Annotated in this window: 26 protein-coding genes; 9 read left to right on the top strand and 17 right to left on the bottom strand. The window is 48.0% G+C overall.

Annotated elements, in window-relative coordinates:
• Window positions 1-632: 632 nt before the first annotated feature.
• The 5 genes from BM122_RS15150 to BM122_RS15130 form a co-directional block, all read right to left on the bottom strand.
• On the bottom strand, window positions 633-1118 hold the full coding sequence (locus BM122_RS15150; RefSeq protein WP_083398526.1) for a hypothetical protein: 486 nt from the start codon (window positions 1116-1118) through the stop codon (window positions 633-635).
• Between the two features lie 145 nt (window positions 1119-1263).
• Window positions 1264-1929, bottom strand: coding sequence for a helix-turn-helix transcriptional regulator (locus BM122_RS15145; protein ID WP_074906455.1), 666 nt, complete (start codon window positions 1927-1929; stop codon window positions 1264-1266).
• Window positions 1930-3692: 1763 nt separating this feature from the next.
• Window positions 3693-4868, bottom strand: coding sequence for a site-specific integrase (locus BM122_RS15140; RefSeq protein WP_074906454.1), 1176 nt, complete (start codon window positions 4866-4868; stop codon window positions 3693-3695).
• 501 nt (window positions 4869-5369) lie between these two features.
• Window positions 5370-9254: a DNA polymerase gene (locus BM122_RS15135; RefSeq protein WP_074906452.1), complete on the bottom strand. Its 3885-nt coding sequence runs from the start codon at window positions 9252-9254 to the stop codon at window positions 5370-5372.
• Between the two features lie 13 nt (window positions 9255-9267).
• A complete protein-coding gene (locus tag BM122_RS15130; protein WP_074906450.1) occupies window positions 9268-9651 on the bottom strand; it encodes a bifunctional DNA primase/polymerase in 384 nt (127 codons plus the stop codon).
• 118 nt (window positions 9652-9769) lie between these two features.
• Between BM122_RS15130 and BM122_RS15125 the strand changes: the two genes are divergently transcribed.
• Window positions 9770-10768: a helix-turn-helix transcriptional regulator gene (locus BM122_RS15125; protein WP_074906449.1), complete on the top strand. Its 999-nt coding sequence runs from the start codon at window positions 9770-9772 to the stop codon at window positions 10766-10768.
• 606 nt (window positions 10769-11374) lie between these two features.
• Here the strand turns inward: BM122_RS15125 and BM122_RS15115 are convergent.
• The 8 genes from BM122_RS15115 to BM122_RS22555 all read right to left on the bottom strand — a co-directional run bounded on the left by BM122_RS15115 (window position 11375) and on the right by BM122_RS22555 (window position 15289).
• Window positions 11375-11662, bottom strand: coding sequence for a hypothetical protein (locus tag BM122_RS15115; RefSeq protein ID WP_074906446.1), 288 nt, complete (start codon window positions 11660-11662; stop codon window positions 11375-11377).
• 636 nt (window positions 11663-12298) lie between these two features.
• Entirely contained in the window at window positions 12299-12718 is a 420-nt protein-coding gene (locus tag BM122_RS15105; protein ID WP_074906442.1) for an antirestriction protein, read from the bottom strand.
• 211 nt (window positions 12719-12929) lie between these two features.
• Window positions 12930-13079 (bottom strand): hypothetical protein, encoded by a 150-nt coding sequence (locus tag BM122_RS23450; protein WP_177198157.1) that lies wholly within the window; start codon window positions 13077-13079, stop codon window positions 12930-12932.
• 11 nt (window positions 13080-13090) lie between these two features.
• On the bottom strand, window positions 13091-13270 hold the full coding sequence (locus BM122_RS15100) for a hypothetical protein (RefSeq protein ID WP_074906440.1): 180 nt from the start codon (window positions 13268-13270) through the stop codon (window positions 13091-13093).
• A gap of 206 nt (window positions 13271-13476) precedes the next feature.
• Window positions 13477-14007: a hypothetical protein gene (locus BM122_RS22560; protein ID WP_074906438.1), complete on the bottom strand. Its 531-nt coding sequence runs from the start codon at window positions 14005-14007 to the stop codon at window positions 13477-13479.
• 60 nt (window positions 14008-14067) lie between these two features.
• Entirely contained in the window at window positions 14068-14430 is a 363-nt protein-coding gene (locus BM122_RS15090; protein ID WP_074906437.1) for a hypothetical protein, read from the bottom strand.
• A gap of 149 nt (window positions 14431-14579) precedes the next feature.
• On the bottom strand, window positions 14580-14717 hold the full coding sequence (locus BM122_RS23445) for a hypothetical protein (protein WP_177198156.1): 138 nt from the start codon (window positions 14715-14717) through the stop codon (window positions 14580-14582).
• Between the two features lie 155 nt (window positions 14718-14872).
• A complete protein-coding gene (locus tag BM122_RS22555) occupies window positions 14873-15289 on the bottom strand; it encodes a hypothetical protein (RefSeq protein ID WP_143083468.1) in 417 nt (138 codons plus the stop codon).
• Window positions 15290-15564: 275 nt separating this feature from the next.
• Here BM122_RS22555 and BM122_RS15080 point away from each other — a divergent pair, with 275 nt between their 5' ends.
• The 3 genes from BM122_RS15080 to BM122_RS22550 all read left to right on the top strand — a co-directional run bounded on the left by BM122_RS15080 (window position 15565) and on the right by BM122_RS22550 (window position 17762).
• The gene (locus BM122_RS15080) at window positions 15565-15945 is read left to right on the top strand and encodes a hypothetical protein (protein ID WP_143083467.1); all 381 of its coding nucleotides are present in this window, start codon (window positions 15565-15567) and stop codon (window positions 15943-15945) included.
• Between the two features lie 439 nt (window positions 15946-16384).
• Window positions 16385-17413, top strand: a complete 1029-nt coding sequence (locus BM122_RS15075; RefSeq protein ID WP_218152101.1) for a type I restriction-modification system subunit M — start codon at window positions 16385-16387, stop codon at window positions 17411-17413.
• An 82-nt stretch (window positions 17414-17495) separates the two neighbouring features.
• The gene (locus tag BM122_RS22550) at window positions 17496-17762 is read left to right on the top strand and encodes a hypothetical protein (RefSeq protein WP_143083466.1); all 267 of its coding nucleotides are present in this window, start codon (window positions 17496-17498) and stop codon (window positions 17760-17762) included.
• 76 nt (window positions 17763-17838) lie between these two features.
• Here BM122_RS22550 and BM122_RS15070 read toward each other — a convergent pair whose 3' ends face one another.
• On the bottom strand, window positions 17839-18546 hold the full coding sequence (locus BM122_RS15070) for a Crp/Fnr family transcriptional regulator (RefSeq protein WP_074906432.1): 708 nt from the start codon (window positions 18544-18546) through the stop codon (window positions 17839-17841).
• Window positions 18547-18848: 302 nt separating this feature from the next.
• Here BM122_RS15070 and BM122_RS15065 point away from each other — a divergent pair, with 302 nt between their 5' ends.
• Window positions 18849-19142: an HU family DNA-binding protein gene (locus BM122_RS15065; protein WP_074906431.1), complete on the top strand. Its 294-nt coding sequence runs from the start codon at window positions 18849-18851 to the stop codon at window positions 19140-19142.
• 930 nt (window positions 19143-20072) lie between these two features.
• Here BM122_RS15065 and BM122_RS15060 read toward each other — a convergent pair.
• Window positions 20073-20468, bottom strand: a complete 396-nt coding sequence (locus tag BM122_RS15060; RefSeq protein ID WP_143083465.1) for a hypothetical protein — start codon at window positions 20466-20468, stop codon at window positions 20073-20075.
• 947 nt (window positions 20469-21415) lie between these two features.
• On the opposite strand from BM122_RS15060, the gene BM122_RS15050 reads away from it, so the two are divergent.
• A complete protein-coding gene (locus BM122_RS15050) occupies window positions 21416-21715 on the top strand; it encodes a hypothetical protein (RefSeq protein ID WP_074906426.1) in 300 nt (99 codons plus the stop codon).
• Between the two features lie 443 nt (window positions 21716-22158).
• On the opposite strand, the gene trhA is transcribed toward BM122_RS15050, so the two are convergent.
• On the bottom strand, window positions 22159-22818 hold the full coding sequence (gene trhA / locus BM122_RS15040; protein WP_074906425.1) for a PAQR family membrane homeostasis protein TrhA: 660 nt from the start codon (window positions 22816-22818) through the stop codon (window positions 22159-22161).
• A gap of 210 nt (window positions 22819-23028) precedes the next feature.
• On the opposite strand from trhA, the gene BM122_RS15035 reads away from it, so the two are divergent.
• Together BM122_RS15035 and BM122_RS15030 are read left to right on the top strand one after the other, a co-directional pair.
• Window positions 23029-23499 (top strand): LexA family protein, encoded by a 471-nt coding sequence (locus BM122_RS15035; protein WP_074906423.1) that lies wholly within the window; start codon window positions 23029-23031, stop codon window positions 23497-23499.
• A complete protein-coding gene (locus tag BM122_RS15030) occupies window positions 23457-24815 on the top strand; it encodes a Y-family DNA polymerase (protein WP_256212097.1) in 1359 nt (452 codons plus the stop codon). The genes BM122_RS15035 and BM122_RS15030 overlap by 43 nt, the downstream gene beginning before the upstream one ends.
• Here BM122_RS15030 and BM122_RS15025 read toward each other — a convergent pair.
• Window positions 24812-25090 carry a hypothetical protein gene (locus BM122_RS15025; RefSeq protein WP_074906421.1) on the bottom strand — a complete coding sequence of 93 codons (279 nt, stop codon included), beginning with the start codon at window positions 25088-25090 and terminating at the stop codon, window positions 24812-24814. The two genes, BM122_RS15030 and BM122_RS15025, sit on opposite strands and share 4 nt — an antisense overlap.
• A gap of 166 nt (window positions 25091-25256) precedes the next feature.
• On the opposite strand from BM122_RS15025, the gene BM122_RS15020 reads away from it, so the two are divergent.
• Window positions 25257-25457, top strand: a 201-nt coding sequence (locus tag BM122_RS15020; protein ID WP_143083464.1) for a transposase, incomplete at its 3' end; no start/stop codon positions are given.

Genomic DNA, 25457 nt, shown 5'->3' with positions numbered 1-25457 from the left:
TCCTAATGGAATTCACACGAATTATTTTCTTATCTCTTCTGATGCATTGATATCGTACTTTAGTCTTAGGAAATTACTCTTGGTAGAAACTGGATAGTTACCTAGCACATTTAGAACTACTACCGTTTTCTGATATTGTTCCAATCGGCGCAAATAGGATTGACCCCTACCCATAAGCTTCCTGGAAAAGAACAGCGACAAGAAGTCCCATTGGATAACGCCTCAATCCGGAATTATGATTCAGACTTTGTTCACAGAGAGAAACACCTCTGGATTACCACTAGATATACGACTGGTGGCCCCGCTTGATGAGTGTAAGAGCTAAAGCGAAGTCGCGTTGAGCTTAAGCGGGATGAGCCCCACGCTATCGTCCCTCCACGGGCCACTGGAAGCAGTGAGGTGGAAGGAATAGCGTTTATTAAGAAGATTCGAGCATTAAATTTAATAGCAGTATAGTATCGCTCTACTTGAAGCGTACTAGGAATATGGAAGAATTTTTACCCTGACGTTACTTAAGAGGAACTTCCGCAGATGCTCATCCCCAAACAAGTGGGCATGAGTCCATACCCACTTTTGTTTCTCAATTTTATCTAAATTATAAAGATTAAGCCTTTAGCTGCGCCAATAGGTATCTACTGAACAGGTACCGTTACTTGATCTGATATGACATTATCCTCGAGCAGAGTAATGGTAGCCGTCGTGAAAGTTACATCGACAACATGAGCAGTCCATTTCTCATTCGGGCATGTCGGAACATTAGGTACCGTAGGAGTGTTAGTTGAGACAGTGTACCTGTATTGACCATTTCTTGGCGTGGCTAAAGGCCCGCTTCCACCCAATGCAGTTACTTCAGTGTCCTGCCCAGGTGCGACATTTTCTCCGGGGTTCTCACATTCGATGATCGCAGTGCCATTAGCTGCAACATTGATTTGAAATGTTGTCCCACCGAGACCAGCGACCTTGCCTTTGCACTGTACTTGTGTTCCGATGTCTGTACAGACTTGATCCCCGACGAAATGTCCACTTTGCGCGAAAGCCATGCCAGCAGATGCGAGGTAGATGATTACTGCTGCGAAGATAATGCACATTATACTAACTTGATTTTTGAGTATGTTCATGATTTTCTCCTAAGTCTGCCTATGATTCGTTTGTTGGCACATAACATAATGTAAACTAAACAAAACTCTGTTTTTCAGAGTTGTATCATTAAATCAGGCTTCACAAACAATTTCATCCTTCAGATGGAGGAAAAATTCCATCTTTTTATGCCAGCGTAAACAAATAGATCAACCGTAGTAGATCAATTTGTCTACGTGTTTCTGTTTTAGCGAATATGCTGCTCAATTGACTGCGTGCAGTACTGATCATGACTTGCCAATTGGTGCAATAATCGTTGAGTGTCAGACCATCTGCCAAGGCGCGACACAGCCTAGTTTCAGCTTTAGTCAAATTGTATTGCTCGGTGAATAGCTGCCATTGTCGTGCAGAATATTGATCAGGATCACGCAGCATAACGAGGTACCTGGCCACATGCAGACTCGCTGTATCTGGTTCAGGCAAGCGAAAGCAGGAGAATAACATTCTGCCCCGATCTTTCTTGTTAGTCAGCAGCTGGATAAGCGGTCCCGGTTCGGTACTTTCCCTGTTCACGAAAGCCTCGAAGCGGGCAGCATTGGGCGGAGAAAGTAAGGCAAATCTTGGCGTTAAAGTAAAGGGGGTGCTTGCTTGGCTTATGATTTTATCCGCTTCCGATGTGGTGTACATGACCCGCTTTTCGCTATCGAGCAACAGCACAGCATTGGATGTACGCTCCAAGCATGAATGACATTGCGGTGTTGAGCAAGTTTTATAGAGATCATTAATGAACCTGTCTGCAATTCGACGAGGTAAATTGCGTCGCTCGATTTCGTTTGGAGTAGAGATAGCCATATTAAAATTTCCTCAGTATTAGGGGCACTTCTTTATTTCGATATGGAACCCATTCAGGTTCTTACACTCTGGCACAGTTCAGTGGATGCTTAATAGAAATAATCCTTGATTCCACAATTAGACGGGGTGGAGTGTGTGATTTTATGGGTGCAGGGCGAGACGCAACGAAACGGAATAGTTATTCTATTCCGAGGATTTGAAACGGGCCAGGTGCTCGTAAAATTGTGCATTTCGCCCAAAGCGATAACACTCGAACAGTGAGTGTTAGAATTAATTTAAAAGCGATAATAGTCATAATGTTCATACTAATAATTACGATCAACTGAGGAATTTAGGGTAATTACTGTTCGTTTCATTTTTCCTCCGCTAGACTTCTTTACTCTTTCTCTGCTGCACAGCGTCCGACGGCAGTGGAACAGCTGACGTTAATTGATTCTACATATAAGCCTCAGCCTCACCTCTTATTCTGCAAATGAGTTTGCCATGTAGGAATTTCTTGCAGGGAAAAAAGAGAAAAAAGAATTTAGTTCTGACATTTCAAAAAGGTAGCTTTTCCTCTACAAGCCCTGAGCCAGGACTCTACTCCATTATGAAGCTAACACTCGATTTTCTCCTTACCGATAGCAGAGACCTCCAATCCGCTGCCTTCAAGATCAGTCCTAATTTCGCTGTAAAACTAAGTAGCCTTGATTAAGGCATAAAATGGTTATCCAACTCGTACCATAGAACAAAGCTTTTCCGGAAGATTTTGCAAAACGCAGAGCCTTAAGATGCAATACAAATTGAATACTCTCTCATTGAATCCTCTAGTTAGTTGGTTTGTGTTTGCGCCAAAGTGCGTAAGAAAAAAGATTGATCTTGTATTGCTGTGACTTTCTTCATGCTTTATTTTCTTCGATCAGAAAATAATAATATTGATGAGGTTTACTTAATGCTTGTTCCCATTTCTGATATCCCCCCTACGCGCAGCAGAAACTTTGAATCAATCTCGCTTAATAATTAATTAAGACTAAGGAATAACAGGCAAATTGAAAATAATGCAAATGCATACAATATTTTCTTTATATCAAAAAACTAGGAAACATCATATCGCTGATCCTATATAGAATGAATCAAAGTGGATAGGCGGTAGAGAGCTGCACAATAAGATATTCTTCCTCTTTTTCTAATTGCTTGGGACTGGGCCCATTTTGGTTCAATGTCATTGAAGTCTGGAAAATAAGACTGCAAGTATTAGAGTATGTGCCCCGCCTCAGCGATGGCATTCTGTATATCCTGTCGTTTCTGAAAAGCAGCGAAGTTTAGAGCCAATTTCACAAAAATGTCACTGTACTAAAGCGCAATATTGTTAGGCAAATGATCAGCCGCTGCTTTTACCTCAAAATAAATAGATCTCAGGCTGGCTAAATTTAAATTAGAAAGTCCACAGCGGAAATAATCTGCATTTATTTATCCATCTGGTAACTAATGAGACAGGCATATTCAGGATTATTACTGAATACACGAGCGATGGCTCCGGTTGGTGCCTGCGACAGCTAAAGCATAGACGAGTTCGGCTTAAGCGGAATTAGGTTCGCGCTATCGCCCGTCCATGCGCCGTCGGGTGCGCACGGGATGACTGCCCCCATACCCGCCCCGCAACCGCCCCGCAGCAGCCCACTATGCGTGCCCGAGGGGTCGGTTTGCGCCCCACCCTCCCCGGAATTCCGACGGGCGGGCCGGGGCGACCGGTCCCCGCGTGGCACCCCGCCGCGGAGCAGCCCCTACCCCGTCTTGCGCCGCATCGCCTCCTCGATCTTGACCGATGCACTGTCTGCCGCCTCCTGCAGCGCCTTGGTCGACAGGTGGGCGTAGCGCATGGTGACCTTGGGGTCGGAGTGGCCCAATATCTGCTGTACCTCGTACAGTGTATGACCGCTGTTGACTAAGAAGGACGCGTATTGATGGCGCAAATCGTGAAGGCGCAGATGATCCAACCCAGCCTTCTGACGAATCCTATGCCATACCTTGGTGATCGTGGTATAGGGCTTGCCGGTCTGCTGGTTGACGAAGAGATGTTCGAACTTGCCTTGTGTATCCAGCTGGTTCAGCACTTCCATGGCACTATCATTGAGAGGCACGGATCGCAATCGTTTGCTCTTGCTGTTGATAGCTCTGATCCTGAGTATCTTCTTATCGAGATCCACATCCGCCCACTTGGCAGAGAGTACTTCATTTAAGCGGCAGCCAGTCGATAGCAACAGCATGGCGATCTGGCAGACAGCACGGTTCTCGTCGGTGCGCAGCACGGCCAGCAATCGCTCCAATTCGGCATCGCTAAGGTAGTGCTCCACCTTGTTGTCCTCGTGGAATAGCGGAATCCGGGTTGCCGGATTAGATTCCAGGAATTCCCATTCGACGGCGAGATTGAGGGAGTGTCTGATGATTTTCAGGATGTGGTTACAACTAGCCGCAGCACTCTGCTCGCGGAATGAGGTGAGCAAGGCCTGAATTTCATAGCGGGTGATCTGGTGCAGCAGCTTGTGACCCAGGTTTGGCCGTAATTTCAAGCGAAAGATGCGGACATCATCGGAGAGAGAGCGCTTATCACTCTTGTGTGGTATGTAGTGATCCTCGAAAAACCGCTCATAGGTCAGTTCGCTCTGCTTGGGTTTACCCTCTTCTCTCGGATTTCTCCCCAGGGCGATTTCTGCTTTGAGCGTTTTGGCCTGCCGACGCGCTTCCGCCAACGTGACCTCCGTGGTGCGGCCGATCCTCTGGTGGCAGGTCTTGCCGGCGTCATTCTTGAAGCGCAGGTAATACGTCCCCTGATTCTGGCTGGTGGCGCGTACTTCGACGTAGAGGCCAGGTAAATCTTCATCGCAGTACTCAATACGTGATTTGCCTTCGGGGCATTGCAGTTGATGAATGTTAAGTTTATTTAGTTTTAAGATAGGCATGAGGCTATCCTCCGATAATAGTGAAATAATTGAAATGAACGATACCTACGAGATTTTTGGGGCGGCATGTGGCGACAAAAAAGTTGCTGCCCCAGAATCCGCCCACAGTTATTTTGTGGAAAGCCATGAAACACAAGCACTTTTTCCGGGACGATGACGGTGGGGGCGACAGTGGCGGCAGGGGCAGCAAATTTGCATCTTCATTTTTCAAAAAGAGATTTCATGCGGGGCAGAGCCATATTTCTTACCTCTTCACCTAAAGTAAAAGTTGAAAAATTGCCGCCCCTGACGCCCCCTTATTGCTGACAGCAGCCTTGCCTCAATTCGTACCATTATTTATGTTTTAAAAACATTGCTTTAGCAATATTCAGATGCATTATTTGGTGGGGCGACGAGGGGGCAGCAACAGCGCGATAAGGGGCAGCAAAAAAACCTGCCCTTCACATGACGAGAAATTCTATTTATCCCTGCTTGAAAATATCGCCGTTCAAAGGCTTTTTCCTATTTGTCAGCCCAGCTGTTCCCAATGTGCGCCTCGACCAATCCCGAAGTCGATGCCGCAGGAAAGATAGCCAGCATACCCTCGACCATGGCCTTTTCCAGGAGCTGTTTGGCGTGCTCGGCGCAATCTTCCCTCGCCGCCAATATAATCTCGTCGTGGATCACGGCGATCGGTTTGATCGTGTTGGTATAACCTTGCGCTTCTATAGCATCGCTGAGTTGCGCCATTGCCTCAAGCAGGACTTCAGCTGCGCCGCCTTGGATGGGAGTGTTAAAAACTCTCGTTTTTCTCAGTGCTTTAGAATGGTTATAGTCGGTATTTTCAAAATAACGCTTACGACCGCCAGGCGTGCTGACCTTCATTGAATCACGGGCTATTTCAAAAGCCTGTGAATGCCAACGAGCGAAGGCGGGAAAGCTGCCGAACCAAGCATCCCGGTATGCACTTGCCTCCGTAAGGCCGATATCGACGCTGTAGCTGCTGGCTGCATAGCCTTGCAACCCTTCCGCTCCTTGTCCGTAAAGCAGGCCAAAATTGACCGCCTTGGCCAATTGCCGTTCTTCTTTACTCACCTCATCAGGCTCTTTGCCGAGTATCAAGGCTGCCGTCAGCCGGTGCGTATCCTGGCCTTGCCGGTATGCATTGAGCAAGACTTCTTCATTGGCAATCATGGCAGCAATGCGTAATTCCATCTGGGAATAATCTGCAATGACGAATTGATAGCCTTCCGGTGCATGAAACATGCTCCGGTATCGCTCGTCTCTGGGAACCTGTTGCAGATTGGGTTTTGAACAGCTCATTCGGCCAGTCACGGTGCCAGCCAAGTTATACGAAGGATAAATCTTGCCCGTATCCTGGTCGATGTAAGCCAGGAATTGATCCCCGTACGCACTGATTGCCTTACCGATCTGCTTTAATGGCAGCAGCATGGTATCCACCACAAAGATCGCCGTCTCTTGCAGTTTTGATTTATTCAACTCGATATCTCGGCTTGAAGTGGAGTAATGGCCGCTCTCGGTTTGAGGCCATCCGTTATCCGATTCCAGCAGCTCCCCGGCGATCCAGTTTGACAATTGCGGCGAGCTGTTGAAGTTGACTCCGGGTACTTGCTCTTCCCACTGGTGCCTTAATTGGTCATACTGGACTTTCAGACCGTCCAGCATCGTCCGATAACCATCCTGATCGATATTGATCCCGTTCAGCTGCATGGCTATCACGAACGACTGCGCATTTCGTACGCGCTCATAGGCCCTCATCAGGTCACGCTCTTGCAGCTTTTCGCTCATCGCATTGAATAGCTTCAATACAACCTCTGCGTCGCGTGCTGCGTAGTTCAGCTGATCTTCACTGAGGTCACCACTCCAATCTGAAGTCTGTTGTGTCTTATCCAGTGTGATGCCCAGATGGTGCTCTGCCAGATCTTTTAAGCTTCTGCAATCTCCCGTCAGGATATGATGCGCCAGCTGTGTGCATTCGAGCTTCAACGAAATGCCGTACGCCTGCAAAAAGCTCATGTCGAATACGGCGTTATGCGCCACCGCGTGGATTTGTGCAAGGACGGGTTTCAGCACTGACAGGTCAGCATGCTGGCGCACGTCGAGCACCACGGTCTCTCGCCCATCGGATAACTGAATCAGGCAGATTTTCTCCCGTCTCGGATTCAGGCCGGTCGTTTCAATATCCAGGCCCAGTATCTGTTTAGTGCTTGCCAGTTTCTGTAATATAGGCACCGCTTCCTCAAGATGGCCGATGACCTGGTAGGGCTGTAATGGCTGATTGAGTGTTTCACACGTGATGGATTGCTGATTCGAGTCAGCTGTGCCATCCTCGTCGACATCGAGTTTGTCATCCGGTAGATAACCCCAAGTCACCGGCAGTGCTGAGCCATTGCTATGACTACTATCTTCGCCGTTAAAGACATCTGGGTTGTAGCGCAAGGTTATGCTGCGGTTCTTATGGCTGCTTGCGGAATGATCAAATTCAATACCGAACTGCTTGAGTGCAGGAATCGATCTGTTCAGGTTACGAGTCATATGACTGGCGATTTTGGGAAAGGATTTGTCCATCCTTTCCTCCGGGGTGATCTCTTTTTCCAGTGACTTATGTAACTCAGTGGGTGTACCTGACCACTCTCGCCTCTTTTGCATGAATCTGAGCAAGGCCTGATTCAGCACGCTATTTTCGATCAGGGGTGCAGCGTTATGCTGACGGTTTGCGAGCAGCAAGCTGATGAAATCATGGTCACCTGCACCCAGCGTCTCCCCTGCCGCGAATCCCCATTGAGCAAAATCCGTCATGCGAATTTCAGCAGGAATACCTTTGGCTCGCCTGTAATTTGGGATTGCAGTCTGAATAGCGTTGCAAATTGCACCAAGGATCCTGGGCCCATGCTGCTGAAAAATAGCGTCAACCTCCTCAGCGCTTAGGCGCACCTGACCAGGATTACCCTCCTTGCTGTTATTAGAGGAGATTGACGGCAGCGACAGACGGATACTCCTGTCCACCAGATCGGGTGATTCCGCGACCGGATTGATGCTGTTGAGGATAATGGGTCGGCGCACTTCATAATAAATTTCTCCAGTGTCGGTATATAGCTGTCGCTTGCTACTTCCCGTACCGGAGGAAATCCCGCAGAGAATATCGGATAATCCTTGTCGGATCTCTGAAAGATTATCTATAGCCAACAAGTGCCCGTTGAAGGCTTGCAAAAACAGATCATCGATATTTCGTGGCATACCCTGAAGTGCGGGTACCCTCGGGTCGACCACCTGTCTAATTTGCTTAGTCAGTGTACTTTTGGAGGTCCCTGCCGGACCTTCCACTATCAGAACAGGATAAGGGACACCTTCGATCAGTACAAACATAAGCCAGCCTGCCAGCAAGATATAGTCCCCCTGACTTTTTAAACGAAATATCTTGGGGAGACAATCGAAGCTACCCGATGGATCAGGATAAAACATCGGTCTGGCACTCGCTGAGCGCAGAAACTTTACCGGAGGTTTATCCTTGCGTATGCGCCAACCTGTAGCGGTTATCTCTACCCACTCCCAATTCGAGTTTGTCAGATCAATCAAAACGCGATCTTCCATACGTGCACAACGCACATAAGTTTTGTGCTCATTGCCGGTAAATAAAGCATCGCCTGCCAGACACTCCAAAACCTTTTTTAAGACTCCTCCCGGTGCTGGCTTTTTATGCCGCAAGCGATATTGGTAACTTAGATAATTTTGGTACTCGGGTGATAGAATCGGCCAGCTCTCATTGTGTGAATCCATGGGCTGCTGTGCCTCATCTCTGGACATATCATTTTCCGGCTTGTTTTCAACCTCAAAAGTCACATATTGTTTTTTGGATTCATCCACCCAGAGCTCATGTTCGGTAGTCAGCTCCATTATTTTGTTGAATGCATCATCACTGTCATGAGGTTTGCTTGAGGCTGCTTCAATTACACCTGTTCGCTTATCCGATCTCCTCGGGCTGATATCTTGTTGCAGCGCACTGTTTACAATTCGTCTGACTTCGTCTTGTTCAAGCGGGGGTTTGCATAAGGATGCATTTTTCGCAGAAACAAGTTTGAACAATTGCTCGTCAGTAACGCCTTCTCTACGTAGCTGGCAGGCCAGCTTGAAAAGAGAGTCGTTTCGGCTGCCTTGAGGGATGCTTTGCGGGTTGATCAGCGCTTTGGATTTGTTCCTGACTAAATCAGCGATACGAGCAGGAAGTTTTTGCAGACAGGAAGAAGTCTTATGAGCATCAAATGTAAAACCCTTGCTCCAGCGATAGCGATGCTGACTGTGATGTTTGCTCGGGGGCACAACAATATAGCCACCCTCCCCACGAAAATCCACACCATCCAATCCTCCAATATTGGTACCCGATCCCACGGTTTCACCATCTTCAGTTTGAACATAGATCAGATGAAAACCACCCCCCTCCGGTATGTACTTTCAAACTTGCCGTTGGTACATCATCTCTATTTTCTGCTAAAAACTTACGGTAGCTTTCAATGCCTTTTTCCTTATCCACATCAACTACGTACCATTTCGAAGCCTCATCGGTGGGAATACCGATATTGGCCTGAGGGTGCTTATTCCACCACTGGTTAATTTGTTGTTCATCAGCCGTTGCATTTTTGTGCCCACCTTTGTTTATTGGATGCTTTCCAGGATGGGTACAGTCTGATTTTCCACAGGTACAAGCGCCACTGTCATTGATGCCATGCACGGGGAAAACCGGGATACCCTCCCGTGCGTAATTCAAAGCTGCTTCTAAAAGATTCATTACTACTTAATTCCTGTTTAATTAAAAGGGCAGCTAGAATAACGCAAAACCTAGACATGATATGTCTAGCTAATGATAATATAGCGCATCAACTTAAAATGCATGTGAGGTAAACAATTTGGCTGACTCATTACTCAGGCAGTGGCACATTCTTAGAATGATCCCGCGTGCTCCGCGTGGCATCACCATCAATCAGATCATCAGCAATCTGAGAAATCACCCGTTAACTGTGCCCGATTATCGAACCATCCAGCGTGATCTGGATACGTTAAGCTGTGTATTCCCGCTACAAAGTGAAAAGCGAAGCAAGGCCTTTTATTGGTCTATGCATACGATATTGGAAATCCCAGAAATGGAACCGTCTACTGCCCTGGCGTTTTGTTTAGCGGAACACCAGCTGCAGGCCCAGATGCCACCTGATGCATTGGAACATCTCGAAGCGCATTTCAATACCGCGGCAGAACTACTGAATAGGCACAACTCAACCTATGCTCAGTGGCGGGAGAAAATCCGGGTACTGCCACAGACTCAGCAGTTGATTCCACCGCATATCGACGCTCAAGTCGCCAACACTGTCTATACCGCTTTGCTGGAGAATCGCCGTTTTGAGGGTAAATACCTCGCACGTGGCAAAGAGCATCCCACTCACTACCGGGTCAATCCTTTGGCATTGATTTTCCGGGGCACAGTTACTTATTTAATCTGTACTTTGGATAATCACACAGATGTCCGCTATTTAGCCTTACATAGGTTTGTTGAGGCCAAACAGACTGAGCAGCAACATGAAATACCGCTGGGTTTCGACTTGGATGCATACATAAGAGACGGTAATCTAGATTTCTTGATCAGCGATGATAATCTCGAACTGGAAATACTGGTGGACAAGCAAATTGCCATCCATTTGAGTGAGTCAAAACTGGCTGAGGATCAGCAGTTGACGCATTTGGACAATGGACAGAGCTTATTCAAGGCGACATCTCCGGATACCGGTCAGTTGCGCTGGTGGCTGCTGGGGTTTGCAGAACGAATCGAAATCTTGAAGCCGGAAACGCTGCGTCAGAAATTTAAGGAAACGATAGACAAAATGAAAGCAAGGTATAACGACCCACCAAAATAGGCAGCAGGAATTGCGGACACGCTGGATCGGGGCGACAGGGGCGGCAAGGGGCGGCAAACGGTGTGTTGTTGCCCCCCACAGCCCGGGCAGGAAAGCACGGTATTCTCATGTTTTTTATCAATTTTTCTCCGGGTCGCCGAAAACGGGGGCAACAGGGGCAGCAATTCTTTCCTTTTTTATAGAAATAAAAAAAGAGAGGGGGTTAAAAAATTGCCCTCCTTAAAAATAAAAAAAACCCCGCGAAATTGCCGCCCCTGTCGCCCCTGCTGCCCCCCCCTTATTGCTCCCATCAAATATCTCATTGAAATATATGGAATAAAATGTCTTTTTGGCAGTAAAATTCAGGGGCAACAAAGTGGGCGATAAGTAGGCGACAGCCCCCAATTTGCCGCCCCTCCTTGCCCTGCATGGTTCTGGGCCACTTTTGTGCCGTTACGTAAATGTCTGTTATAGGCATATCATTTACTGGCATGATTGGATCGGACATCAGGATCTTTTATGTGGATGCTTCAGATTTTCCTAAGATGATCTAGGATGAATGGCTTGCCCGAGCGCACTACCCTCCTCGCCATCATCACACAATAGCAAAGAGGTTGAAAGGTCACATCACTTTATCCTCGGTGATCTCTCGGGCCTGACCGTGCCGATTGAATCCGTTTCATAAATCCTGTCTCCGATTATCCTGTATTGATTCTGGCTTCCCGCATCCCTGGTGCCGATGCTATCGGTGGGAAGGATGCGACCATCCTTTTGAATGATGTAGGAGGGTTTATCAGTTATGACTGTACCGATCGAATCGGTGTGGTAGATACGGGTTTCATTCTTGGCCTTATCGGCAGCACCAGTCTGGATAAAGCCGATCATCAATACAATTGCTGATAGTATTCTGAACATGAGCGTTCTCCTGGATTAAAATCGATCTTTCTTGGAAATACGGCTATTCATCCGTCACACAGCAGCCGACACCCCGCGATTTGGTAGCTTTCTTTGCGAGGCATGGTTTTTAGCCACTATTCATGCTGTTAAATTAATGCGAGCAGACCGACGAGGTTGACTGAACTAAGCTGGCGGTGTGCGCTGTGGGGAGTGCAGCACAGGCAGGCTCTGGAATCAGAATGGTGGAAAACTGGAAACTTGGGAAACTAAAAGCTGATACCCTTGCATCGCACTCCAGCTTTCCAGAATTCCAGAATTCCAGAATTCCAGGTTTCCGCCCCCCTGCCATACATCATTGGATTTGTCTCGGTTCCTCGATCACAATATAGGTATAGCGGGACGATTTCTACACTATAGCGGCGTTACAGATACCTCCGGGGGGGAGCGCCATGACACCGCAGCATGCACGATGCGGCCCTGTTGCGCGTGATCCGCAACGCCGAGTGCTATGCCTGGCGTGACTTCCTGGGAAATACTGCGCCGTTGCGGCAAATTGCCAGGGGAGAGCGCGCGCTCACCCCCGCAGTACTTGTGCTGCCGAGAAAAGGCGGTGCGCGTCATACCCGGAATCTACTGGGCTATCCCCTGCCGGCGTCAGTCGGTGGCTCCGAGGATGGCCAGGGACTCGGGCAGGTCCAGCATGTAGTCCCGCAGCCTGTGGTATTGCTGGGCGCAAACCTCGGCGAACTCCCGATCTCCGCTGAAGGACAGGTGGCTGTACGCGTAGAGGCAGACGGCTATGCCGAGGGCGTCCGCCGACAACACGCCCTCGTAACCGTTGTCGCAGGCGACGCGGAAGGTGCGGCCCGAGTCTGGTGCCATGTAGAAGCCGCCGTTGCTCAGGGCGTAGTACACCCAGTAGCCGCCGTCGTAGTCGGGGGACAGCCTTTCGGCGAACGTGTACACGAGGGGCTCGAGGTTCAGCGAGAAGCGGATGCCGAAGATTGCCGCGGTGTGCTCGATGCGCTGATCGTCGGCGACTTGATGGCGGGTGACGGTCGGGTTGGTGGTCATGTTTGCTCCTTTGTGTGTAGTAAGTATATCGATAGAAGATGGAGAACAGCGCGATCGAACGCACTGGCCCCCGCGTGCGGCTTTCCTGCCCTGCTCCAGACGAACGCCATCCTCCGTATGAACGCGGATGAGGGTGTGCTGCTGGGAAAAGACGGAGTTGGAAGCTGGTTTGGGAACTGAGAAGGAAATGTGATGGTGCGCTGGGTAGAGCTCAGTATTGAGTGCACTCCATGAGCTCTTCGGGGCTGAATCCCGCCATCAGGCCTGCCTGCGCCTTGACTGCGTCGGCCAGTGTCTCATCCGGGATGTCCCAGGTGAGCACCTCGTTGACTGCTTCGAGTAGGAAGTTTTGGTATGACATGGTAAGTCTCCTTAGTGGTTTTGGTTGAAATAGAGAACACCGCCCGCAAGAGCGAGTAGTGCCGTGAACGAGAATGGATCCAGCACCCAGCTCAGCAGTGCCAGACTCATCATCCCCATCCAGCGGGTACCGGCGTGGACGAGGCTGTACAACGTGATCAGCACGAAGAGTGAGGTGATGGCGGTAATCAATGGTTTTTCTCCTTGTGTAGGTGATTGGAAAAAGCGACTATTGAGGTAGAAAAGGTTGGAAAGACTGCGAAAAAGTGGCAGCTTGAAAGAGGCTCGGTATAAGGTCGGTATTGCGGGGGCGCTTCATCGCGAAGCCGGGAAGCCCTTGCGCTGCTTGGAGTTGCAGAAGCAGAAGCAGAGTCACCCCCGGAATTCAACTCCCTCGCTCAGCTTGCGGGAGCGGAGGCGCCTTGCGAGGTGGATTTGTCTGCTGCTTTCTTCCCGCGCTTGGCCCGCTGTGGAGTGGATTCGGGTGATTGCTTGCCCTCCTCTGCTTTCAATGGGACATCTGAATTGATGAGTTTCTTGATACCCGCCACGAATTCAGCGGGATCGGCGCGCTCATAGCCTCGCTGCTTGTCGCCCAGCGGTTTTACCAGCCCTTCCGCTTTCAGTACCGCCATCAGAAAGGCTGGTGTATTCAGTGAGCGCCCCTGGAAGAGCGGATAGAGGATATGCGAGATGATGGGCTTGCCCTTCGGCTGTCGCTCGAAGGCCTCCTGGACGGCGCTGAGGGCGACCCACTCGTCGCTGAAGAAGCCGTCCCCGGTGTTGTCCGCCAGCCGGAAGTGGACTTCGGATTCGGCCGTGCAGCCGACGTGGTAGGTCAGCGTGGACTTGCCCGAGAGCGAGCGGCAGGTGCCCTCCTTCAGGACGCGAACGGTGGGCTTGGGAACATCGGATTTGGAACGCTTCATAAGACTCCTTTATTGATATGGATAATTGAAGGAATGTGACTTTCATATAAGATGCTCCGATTACCGCAAATTGAGCGGCCTAAACATGGCGACACCGCTGTAATGCAGATTGAGTACATTGGCAAGATCGAGGATGGCGACCTCTTCCCCACCGCTATTTGCAATGAGCTGGTGTGCAAGATCGAGATCAGAGGCGAGCTGATGCTGGGTTGTGCCGTTCACTTCGATCTTCAGGAAAGTCACGCCGATGAGCACAGAGGGGTGTCGACGCAGCAGATCGATCAGCGCAAGGCATTCGGCGTGCGCCCTCTCCATGTTGGCCTCGAACTCCATGATGGCCGCCCTCTCCTCGAAGTCCTCGCGCAGATTGGGATCGAGCGTGCTGACGATGTCGGCCACGAGCGGGTTCAGTGGTGTTTCCATAAATGTCTCCTATGAAGTGGTTAGAAACGTAGATCGCCCAGCCCAGCGGGAAGCAAGGGGTGGGAGGTGGATAGAAATCTGGGAAACTGTGAAGCTGGAATTCTGAAAAACTGATACTCGGGAATGCAGGGGGGATGAGATGCGGGGATTCAGGGTTGCGCCAGCGCCGTCGCCTGTGCTGATACCGCGTATTCGGCGCACACGGCCAGCAGCTCGCCATCGACGCCATGCTGCTTCGGGATGAAGATGCCGACGCCGAAGCTCTCGTCGTTGAAGATGTAGACCATCTCGTAGCAACCGTCGTATGAAGTGGTTCAGAAATGTAAATGGCCCATCCGGCGGGAAACAAGGGGTGGGAGGTGGGTGGAAATCTGGGAAATTGTGGAGCTGGAATTCTGGGAAACTGATTCTCGGGAATGCAGGTGGGATGAGAGGTTGGAATTCAGGGCTGCGCCAGGGCCATCGCCTGTGCTGGTATTGCGTACTCGGCGCACATCGCCAGCAGGTCGCCGTCGACGCCCGGCTGTTTGGGGATGAAGATGTCGACGCCGAACCCCTCGTCGTTGAAGATGAAGACCATCTCGTAGCAACCGCCGTGCTCCTCCAGCGCTTCGAAGGACGGCGTGAAATCAGGCTCACCATGGCGGGTATCGTTGAAGGGGTTGCGCAGGATGGGGAAGTCGAACTCCCGCTCCAGGGCTTCCACGCTGACGCCGGGTTCCACCACGACCATGTAGCCGTGGATGTCGTAGTCGTAGGGCTCACCGGCGCAGACCTCAGAGAACCTCTGCTGCACCAGGCTGCGGATAGCGGGATCGGGGATGCGATTGATTAGGATGGGATCGTTGATGACGAGCATGGTGTACCTCCTTGAGTGATGGATGAGAAAAAGCAAAACGCCCAGGGCCAGTTGATGACCGAGGGCGCTTTGTAGGGATGCGACGCTTTCAGATTATCGAGCCCATAGCGTCGCCGAAGGCTCTTGTGGTTATTGTTGGGTTAGATTATTGATTGCATTGGGATATTTGATGGTTTCAGATATTTTGAGTAAGTACGACCAAAGTACGATTTCAATCTGGCTAGGGTAATAGGAAAATCAGCATCATCTAATTTCATTTACTGAGGTGGATGATCATGAACTGCAAAACATGCGGTAAGGATCTCGGATTAGGTCCTCGATATGTTCTATTAGATGAAACACAAATATGCCTTTGGCGAGCACCCGACGCGATGCCGGAAGTCAATATCGGGGAAGCAGCCATACTCGGTTATTATTGCTGTGAGCAACATGCGATTGAGGCTGCCAGCTCATATTTAACCCTTGCAGGTGCCGAAGCAACATGGCCAGACGTTTTACCGATTGAAAATTGCGGCATTTGCAAAGAAAGTTTTAATACCAATTTGTGGCATAAAGTGCTCACGCTGAGTAAAGAACGCGGTCATGTAGAGAAACCTGAAATTATCAACAATAAATATGTGGCTCGGTTTTGCCAGAAATGTAATCCTGTAGTTTGATGCTCTCGCTGGCATAGGACAGCAAATGCCTGATTAAACTAAAAGGAGATCAAACATAAACATCCCAATTCTTTATACTCAACCAGCTTCGCTATATTGCTCATTGATTAGAAGATATGAATAGCGGAGCATCTTTTTAAAGCACTCTGAATAATCCTTACCCCTCCTGGACATAAAGCAGTTACCCACATCCTTATCCACGGAAATTGTGGATAAAAGGATTTAATAAGAAGCAGTTACTATTGCTCAGTACTTTATGGCTATCAGGAGCCCTCTTTAATTGATTACACTTTTAAACGTAATTCGTTCAGTCGTTTTGTAGATCAATCATTAACTAGTACAATTCATGACAAATAGGAATTACTTATAAGCAAAAGCCTTAAGGAGAGAACCTAAACAAGCTGCTGCTTTACTTTAGATTTGCTGATAAAGATGTCAAATGAACAACGAACAAATTAAACAACTAGAAAAAGAGCTCTGGGATTCAGCAGATAATCTGCGTGTCAACTCCAAGCTGACCGCTGCGGAATATAAAGACCCCGTGCTAGGGCTGATTCTGCTTCGCTATGCCCAAAATCGCTATGAAGAAGCCAAGATCGCAATCGAGGCTACTATCCCTGAGGGACCACGGGGTAAACGCGCTGCGACACAAGCCGATTTTCTGGCTGCGGGCGCAATGATGCTGCCCGATAAATCACAATACGAATATCTTGCCAATCTGCCTGAGGGTGAAGACATCAGCGAAGCAGTCAACGAGGCTATGCGTCTGATCGAAGCAAGCTATCCCGACCTTGCAGGTATCCTCCCTAAAAACTATCAGGAGTTGGATGCAGATTTGCTGCGTGAGTTGATTCGCGTGTTCAATAAGGATTCGGTGAAGAATCTTAAAGGTGATGTATTCGGGCGGATTTACGAGTACTTCCTGATGAAATTCTCCATGAGTGGAGCCGGTGCGCAAGAAGGGGGCGAGTTCTTCACCCCACCATCGCTGGTGCAGCTGATCGTCAATTTCATTGAGCCAGATCACGGCATCATCCATGATCCCGCTTGCGGTTCGGGTGGTATGTTTGTCCAAACCGGTTATTTTGTGAGAGACCACAGCAAACGGGTTGTAAATGAAGCCATCAAGGTCTACGGCACCGAACAGAAATCCAATAACGCCCGCCTTGCGAAGATGAACCTTGCTATCCATGGTATCGAGGGAAAAATTATCGAGAGCAACAGTTTCTATTCTGACCCACATAATCTCGCGAGCAAATGCGATTTCGTCATGGCTAATCCACCGTTCAATGTCAACAAGGTAGATAAGAACAGAGACTTCGTGAAAACCGATAAGCGGCTGTTCAGCGATGTGGGTATTCCGAGGGCGGATAACGGCAATTACCTATGGATTCAACCCCATCCCTGTTTCATGCCAGTGATCGCCGGATTAACAGTCCGAAGCTCAGTCACTCATGCCCACAAATAGACGAACAATCCAAAGTAGTTTTTTATCTGGCACCGAACCGGCGTACACAAACCGAACCGGGGCCGAACCTGAGCCATTCATTATGGCTCACCTCCACTCTTCTCCCTCATGCAAAACAACGATTTACGGCGGTTTCCACCGAACTTTTTCTGAGCATTGCCCCGAAACCACATGGCGGCGAAACCGGCAGAAGCGACACAAAATTGCCCGAGGTGAGACCGGTGGAACCGGATGGGGGAAGGCCATGCCCGCCCCGAAACAGCCAAACAGCATGCGCCAGGGATCAGTTTGCGCCCCACCAGCCCCCCCCCCCCCGGAACGCGGCAGGACCAACCTGCATATCTGTTAAATCAAGCGCTTATATCGACATTGAGCATTGCCATATTTGTGGTGAATTTTCCATCACAGATTGATAAAATCACAAATCAGAAAATAATCGAGAATATTCTTTTTTTTACCACCTCATAACATTCACAGCATCTTTCTTCCAGTCTGTGCCTATCCAGAACACAAATAGTTCCTCGACTGTAATCAATAATTTTTTCTTTTTGAAGATTAGAAGCAGCCGATGTTATCCCTTCTCTACGTACACCCAACATAATAGATATCAGCTCTTGAGTCATACATAATTCATTACCGGATAAACGATCTAATGAAAGGAGAAGCCATCGGCAAAGTCTTTGATCAATTTTATGATGACTATTACATACTGCAGTTTGAGAAATTTGAGTCATTAAAGCCTGCATATAGTGTAATAAAATATTTCTAAAGGAAATTGATTGATTGAAAAGTTTTGTTAGATGGTAAACGGGCATGCGGAATGCTTCTCCTGAACCTTGTATAATTACTTGGTGAGACATTGTTTCACCTCCCAATAAAATAGGTACTCCCACAAATCCTTCTTTACCAATAACGCCTATTTCTGCAGATCCTCCATTTTCTAAGATATATAGCAATGAAAACATTCCACTAATAGGGAAATAAACATATTCCAACTTCGCGCCTGGCTCACAAATAATTTCGCCAACATTAACAGAAGCTAATTTAACTGCCGAGCTTATGGTTGCTTGCTCATCTGATGATAAAAGAGAAAGTAGAAAGTTGTCAGAAAGGTTGTTAAAGTTGATATTCATATATGCTTTATACAAATAATGAGAATTTTTCTTTGTTAACTCGGTAACTTATTTTAAATTATATTAACACCTCTATTTCTTCTGGATTATTCTTTCTTTAAGTGCTGATCACAATTTACACGTTTGCAGCACAAGACATCGGATCGCAGTTACTTATAACCTGCTGTCCAAGATCGTGATGTCGTTCAGCCATCTCATTGACCATATGGGAACACAGACTTAATGTGGATGACATGATGATATGCCAACAGCGTCTAAATGTTTATACTGCTTGCTTTTTAACCAAAAGGAGCATTTCCAGCATGTACAAAACGGAACTGGTAGAACAGATTGCTGCACAGGCAGAGATACCCAAAACCACCGCAGCCAAGGCCTTGAAAGCCATGATCGATAATGTAGTAGCAACCGTCGCCAAGGGCGATACTGTCGTACTTCCTGGCTTTGGTACTTTCAAGTCTACCAAGCGTGCCGCTCGCACTGGCAAATACCCGAAGACCGGTGCAGCGTTGAAGATCGCTGCTACCACAGTGCCAAAATTCACGGCTGGAACCATTTTCAAGACAGCAGTAGCCACCACAAAGAAAAAGAAGAAATAATCTTGATTTAAACAGAAAACGGCTGTGTCGCTCTTTACATTTATAACTCAATGAGTTCCAGGTAACGGTAGCGTCCGCGTGTGTAGACTCCACTAAAATACCTCTGGATACGCGATCGATAGCCTCGGTTGGTGAGAGTGAACGATAAAACGAAGTCGCGTTGGGCTTAGGCAAGTGAGTTCCACATCATCGCCCATCCAGGAGCCATCGAGCGGGCACGGGATGAACTATATAACCCCATGCCCCGGTCCCGCAACCGCCCCGCAGCGCCCCACTATACACGCGTGAGGTGCCAGTTTGCGCCCTACTATTCCCCGGAACGCGACAGGGCCGACCTGCACTATCCGCCGCACCCGCCTACCGCCTAGCTTGTCTTTCGCCGCCTCGTCTCCTCGATCCTGTTTGACGCGCTGTTAGCCGCCTCCTAAAGCGCCTCTGGCCGACAAATGGACGTAGAGTATGGTAGCCTAGAATGCATGCAATAGAATTGAGGATTTTCTTGACATCCTCAAAATAATCCACATTGCTTTTTATAAAATATCTTGCTTAGATCAAAACTACAGAACTAAACAATATAATGCTAATATTTTGATTATAAATGATATTATTATCTGTATAAAATTTAATCGATCCAGTAAATATTGTTACAAATAACCATCTTAGCAACAGTATTTACAGATTACCCACAAAGTTATCCACAGAAATTGTGGACAAGTAACAATTTAGTAATAGTTGTAACCTTTCACATCAATAAGGTTAATACCGGCAGTACCAACCAAGCATAGTGCTAACGTATAAAATAAAAGTAGATATATAAAAGAAAAGCCGCGTATCTGTAATTGATATCGCGGCTTTTTCAGGATTCCTTGTTTTCTGGAATTGAGATGTTTTTATTCTAAATATTGACTAATTGAATTGAGGATATACAAATTATTCGGTTAATAAACTGAGATCTCGTTTTTGTTGATCCTGTGCCATTATTTGATGAATGGCAGCTTCATTCATATTCTCTTTGATAGAATTTTCTAAATGTCTGATATTAGCTAAAGTATGCGCCTCAAGGTCTTGCCCTTTTCGTCCGTAATAGTAAGTATGTTCTTCATATTTCTGAAGCAACTCTTGCTGTACTTCCAGCTTTGCTTTCATCTCTTTGGCTACATCTTCATAATGTTTAGCAACAGCCCTGTGATCATTAGAGTCAATGGAACCCAATTCAACATTACGAATTTCATTGCTGTGATTGCGCGCTAATGGACTTATTTGGGCACACCCAGACAAAAAACCAAGCGCCAATATACCTATCCAAAAAGTATTCGTCTTCATCATAGCACCTCCATAAAACAACTTAACTTTGCTCCTTCATTTGCTAAAACATTTTGATCATGTCTTACTTTGAAAATAACTATGCTGAGAATACGTTCTTTACAGGATACATCTTATATACAATCTACCTTTACTCAGGAGATTTCTTTCTCATCCCCAGCATCTATAACTGTGATCATTACTCATAATAAGAGTATAGTTTTTAATACATTAACCCTATTACCAAGCCATTATTAATTTCATGTGTTTGCATAATATCAACTTAAAGAACAAAAAATAAGTGCTAAAAAAGGAAATTTATTGTTTCTCTATGAGATACAGTAAAATTGTAGGATGCTTAAACTTAAAACATCAATATGGGGTTCAAAAGATTAAGTAGATAATGGACAGAAATGCGTGGCTTTGAAAAAGCTTGGCAAGCGCATATCGAAAGCACCTCCACGGGTCGCCGGATGCGCACGCCGGATGGCTACCCCCCATGTCCGCCCTGCGACTACCCCGCAGCGGCCAACTATGCGCGCCTGGGGGGCCAGTTTGTACCCAACTCTCTCACCGGTCCCGAGATAGTGCCGACCACAGAATATAAATTACCGCTGAATTACTAAAAACAAGGTACCCCGTAAATAACAAAACCTGACCGTGGATATGTTCTTCAAATCCAGTACATTCTGAATCATTCTTAACTTGTTAGGCCATAAAAGAAGCTGAAGGAATAAAAAAGTATACAAATGCATTATTGACCGCCTATTTGCCATTCCTTAGCATCCATTATGTGAAAGAGCTCATGAGCGCAAGATATGCAAAGAGAAAGCTTCCATAGATACTTTGTTTTGTATGAAAGTGATTCTGAATAGTAAAAACCTGGACCAAGCCTAATCTGACACAGGTGCTCAATCAGATCAGCAACTGTACGATTTGACCTGAGCTAGCACATTATAGGAGTAAAAGCCATGTCAACCGATTTCACTAACTGGCAAATTTTTCAGAGTAATGAGCATACATTATTCATTCAATCTACATTAGAGGGTGATAAGCTTACTGGAACCGTTATTAATGAAGATGAAGATGTTGGACTATTGAATGGAACAGTGACCGGAACCGGTTTCGGATCCTTTGCTGACTTTAAGATCAGCTGGGATGATGGAAGTGTTGGTTCATACTTAGGTATGCTTGATAATGATATACGCTTAGTCGGCATTACTTTTTCTGTTGATGACCCCGTCACCCAAGCAACGTGGGTTAGCAGTTAACACTTAGAGCCGCTAACACAAGTCATCTACGAAACGTGAGAAGATGACGGCTGCGGCTAAAGAGATCAGCGCACAGTAGACATCGAACCTGCGCTCGAAACGGATGCGCAGCTTGCCGAGTGAAACAACGAACAGAAAGCCTATACTGTCCCCAAAGAAATCCTCTGGACTACTACTGTATACACGATCAGTGGCCCCGGTTAGTGCGAATGAAAGCTAAAGCGTAGTCGAGTTTGGCTTAAGCGGGATCAACTCCACACTATCGCCCATCCACGGGCCACCGGGAGTGCACGGGATAACTACCCCCATGCCCGCCCGGCAACCGCCCCGCAGCGGACAACTATGCGCGCCTGAGGGAGCAGTTTGCGCCCCGCTCTCCCCTCGCAGCCGTGCGAAAGCAACAGACGCATCTGCTCACTTTACTATTTGATCACAACACTGTGTTAGGAGGCCGCATACCAGAGCACCGCAAAGTAATGGCATGCAGTACCCACCATTACAAATAAATGCCAGAGGAAGTGACCGTATCGAAAGCGCGAATCGGTCACAAAAAAGAACACGCCAATGGTGTAAGCCATGCCTCCTGCAACCAACCATAGTAGACCGGATACAGGTATACGGGTATACAAGGGATAAATTGCGATCAGAATGAGCCATCCCATAAGCAGATAAAGACTGGTAGAAATGATGGGGTTGTGGATCTTATCAAACACCTTCAGTGCCACTCCGATTGCGGCAAGACTCCAGACGATCCCAAGGAGCGTCCAGCCCCACGCGCCATGAAGCACGCCAAGCGTGAACGGCGTGTAGGTGCCGGCGATAAGGAGAAAGATCGCGCAGTGTTCGACAATCTTAAACACACGCTTAGCCTTGCCTCTCGGCAGGGCATGATAGAGAGTAGAAGCAAGATAAAGCAGTACCATCGTTGCCATGAAGAGACTCGCACCGGTAATGAATCTCGTATCTGGGTGGCCCACTGCATGCATAATAAGAAATGGGGTTGCCACAAGTGCTGAGACCAGTCCTATACCATGGCTGATGCTGTTCGCGATCTCTTCCCCTCGGGACTGCTCACGTTCGGGTTCTGCAAGTATTATTTTCACGATTTCCTAACCTATGGTCTAACGCGTTACTAATGATGGTACAACTATCGATCACCACTTCATCGACATTGTAGTCTCCCATAAGCCAGCGAAGGAATCAGTTTGGAACATAACCAAGCCAAGGCAAAACGTCCGCACATGTCACTGTATTGTTACCCGTCAAATAAGTGCTTTATACTGTACCCCTCATCAAGCACCTAGGCAATCGTCATGACCATTATTGTTCCAGTTGAACCAACTAGCGAATCAACCCTGCCTGTTTTACAGCGAGCAAAGCTTGACCCTGCCGTTTGCATCCTGCCGTTATTGCAGCATCGAATTCCCGGCGGGTTTCCATCACCGGCAGATGATTATGTTGAGAAAGAGCTGGATCTCAATCATTATCTGGTGCGCAATAAAGCAGCGACCTATTTCTTTCGTGTGATCGGGAATTCCATGACGGGTGCCCATATCCACGATGGCGATATGCTGGTGGTCGATCGCTCAGTCGAACCCAAACACGGGCATATCGTGCTGGCGGTGATTAACAATGAATATACGGTCAAGCGATTGTATGCCTGCAATGGCGTGATTGAACTGCACGCTGAGAATCCAGCCTATCCCCCCATCCGTTTGCGCGAACATGAAGAATTGCAGGTGTGGGGGGTAGTAGTGGGAACCGTAGCACGCTTTATCGTGTGATCATGTCCACTGACATCATTCCCATCAGTAGACCCCTATTCGCTTTGGTGGACGTCAACAATTTCTATGTCAGTTGCGAGAGGGCTTTCAATCCTGATCTGGTCAATCAACCGGTGGTAGTGCTCTCCAATAATGACGGCTGTGCGGTGGCTCGTTCCAATGAAGTCAAGGCGCTCGGCGTCAAAATGGGAACCCCCTGGTTCCAGCTCAAAGAACTGGCAAAACAGCATGGCATCGTTGCGCTGTCATCCAACTATACCTTATATGGCGATATGTCTAATCGGGTAATGACGATCCTGCGCGATTTCAGCCCTCATGTAGAAGTCTATTCGATCGATGAGTGTTTCCTCGGTTTACAAGGCTTGGGAAGCCTCTGGCCGATACCCACGGGCATTGGCCAGACAATACGTCATCGTATACGCCAATGGACTACCCTGCCAGTATGCGTAGGGTTTGGCACCACTAAAACGCTGGCCAAACTGGCCAATCATATTGCCAAGAAACAACCGTCTTTCAATGGGGTATGCGACCTCTCAACCATGCCGCATGAACAATTCGAGGCTTGGCTATCGACTATAGAGGTAGGTGAAGTATGGGGTGTAGGTCGTCAGTTGAGCTTACATCTGAATGCAGCAGGCATTAAAACCGTACAGGCATTACGTGCCACCCCACCTGCCTGGTTACGTGCCAAATTCGGAGTGGTCATGGAACGCTTAGGTTATGAACTACGTGGTATCTCATGCCTGGCTCTTGAAGAACTATCAGCACCTAAAAAGCAGATCATTTCCTCAAGATCGTTTGGACAATTGATTGATAGTCTGACCGAACTGAGCGAATCCGTTGCCAGCTTTACGAGCAGTGCGGCAGAAAGGCTGCGCCGCCAGAACTCGGTTTGCAATGCAATTCAGGTGTTCATCCAGACCAATCCCTTCCGTGAACAGGATAAGCAGTACAGTAACTGCATGACGGTGCCGCTACCCAATGCCAGCAGTGATACGCGCTTGCTAGTCAGGGCAGCGCTATTTGGACCCAAGCGTATTTACCGGCCAGGGTATGCCTATAAAAAAGCAGGCGTGATTCTGACTGGCATTGACTCAGCAGCCGTGCACCAGGAATCATTGTTTACGCTGCATGGCGCAGGCAACAGATCAGCAAAATTGATGAGTGTGTTGGATCAGTTAAATCAGAGATACGGACGTGAAACCGTAGCGATATTTTCAGTGAGTAAAAATAAGCCCTGGATGATGCAGCAAAAAAACAGGACTCCCTGCTACACGACGAACTGGCAGGATGTGCCGATCGCATACGCGCATTAACCATACTGAGCGATTCCACGACCGGTGCTCACTGTTGAAGAGTGTGAGAGCTGAAGCGCCGTTGCGCTGGGCTTAAGCGGAATAGTCTCCACGTTATCGCCCCTCAAGGGGCTGCTGGGTGCGCACGGGATGACACTACCCCCATGCCCGCCCCCAAACCGCCCCGCAGCGGCCGACCATCCACGCCTGAGGGGCCGATTTGCGCCCCACTCTTTCCCAGAACCCAGAAGAAGTACTGGACTGACCGACTTACCAAACCGGATAAATCTAGGCATCGAATTACTGTTGCTTTACTTTAATATTAAAGCGTTGAGAGAGGTAAATAGGTATTAAAAGGATTTATTTCATTAGGGTCTGTTGACGTTTTAAGATAAGTATTTCATAGATAGAAACAAACTCGTAATATTGGGGTTCCTACACCACCAACAAAACGAGTTTGCGATGCCCCGAATGATGCTCAATGATGAGTACTGGTCGAAGCTGGAGAAGATTCTGCTTCAAGAATCGATTTATAACAAGCGCAATCTGCGCATGACGGTAGAAGGCATACTGTATCGAATGCGGGTTGGCTGTCCGTGGCGCGATCTGCCCAGGGTGTTCGGCTGCTGGAATTCTATCTATAAAAGATTCAATGCCTGGTCA

The sequence above is a fragment of the Nitrosomonas communis genome (genome assembly GCF_900114745.1).
Lineage (GTDB): Bacteria > Pseudomonadota > Gammaproteobacteria > Burkholderiales > Nitrosomonadaceae > Nitrosomonas > Nitrosomonas communis_A.
The sequence above is the reverse complement of the archived record's forward strand: the minus strand, read 5'-3'. Positions and strand labels throughout refer to the sequence as shown.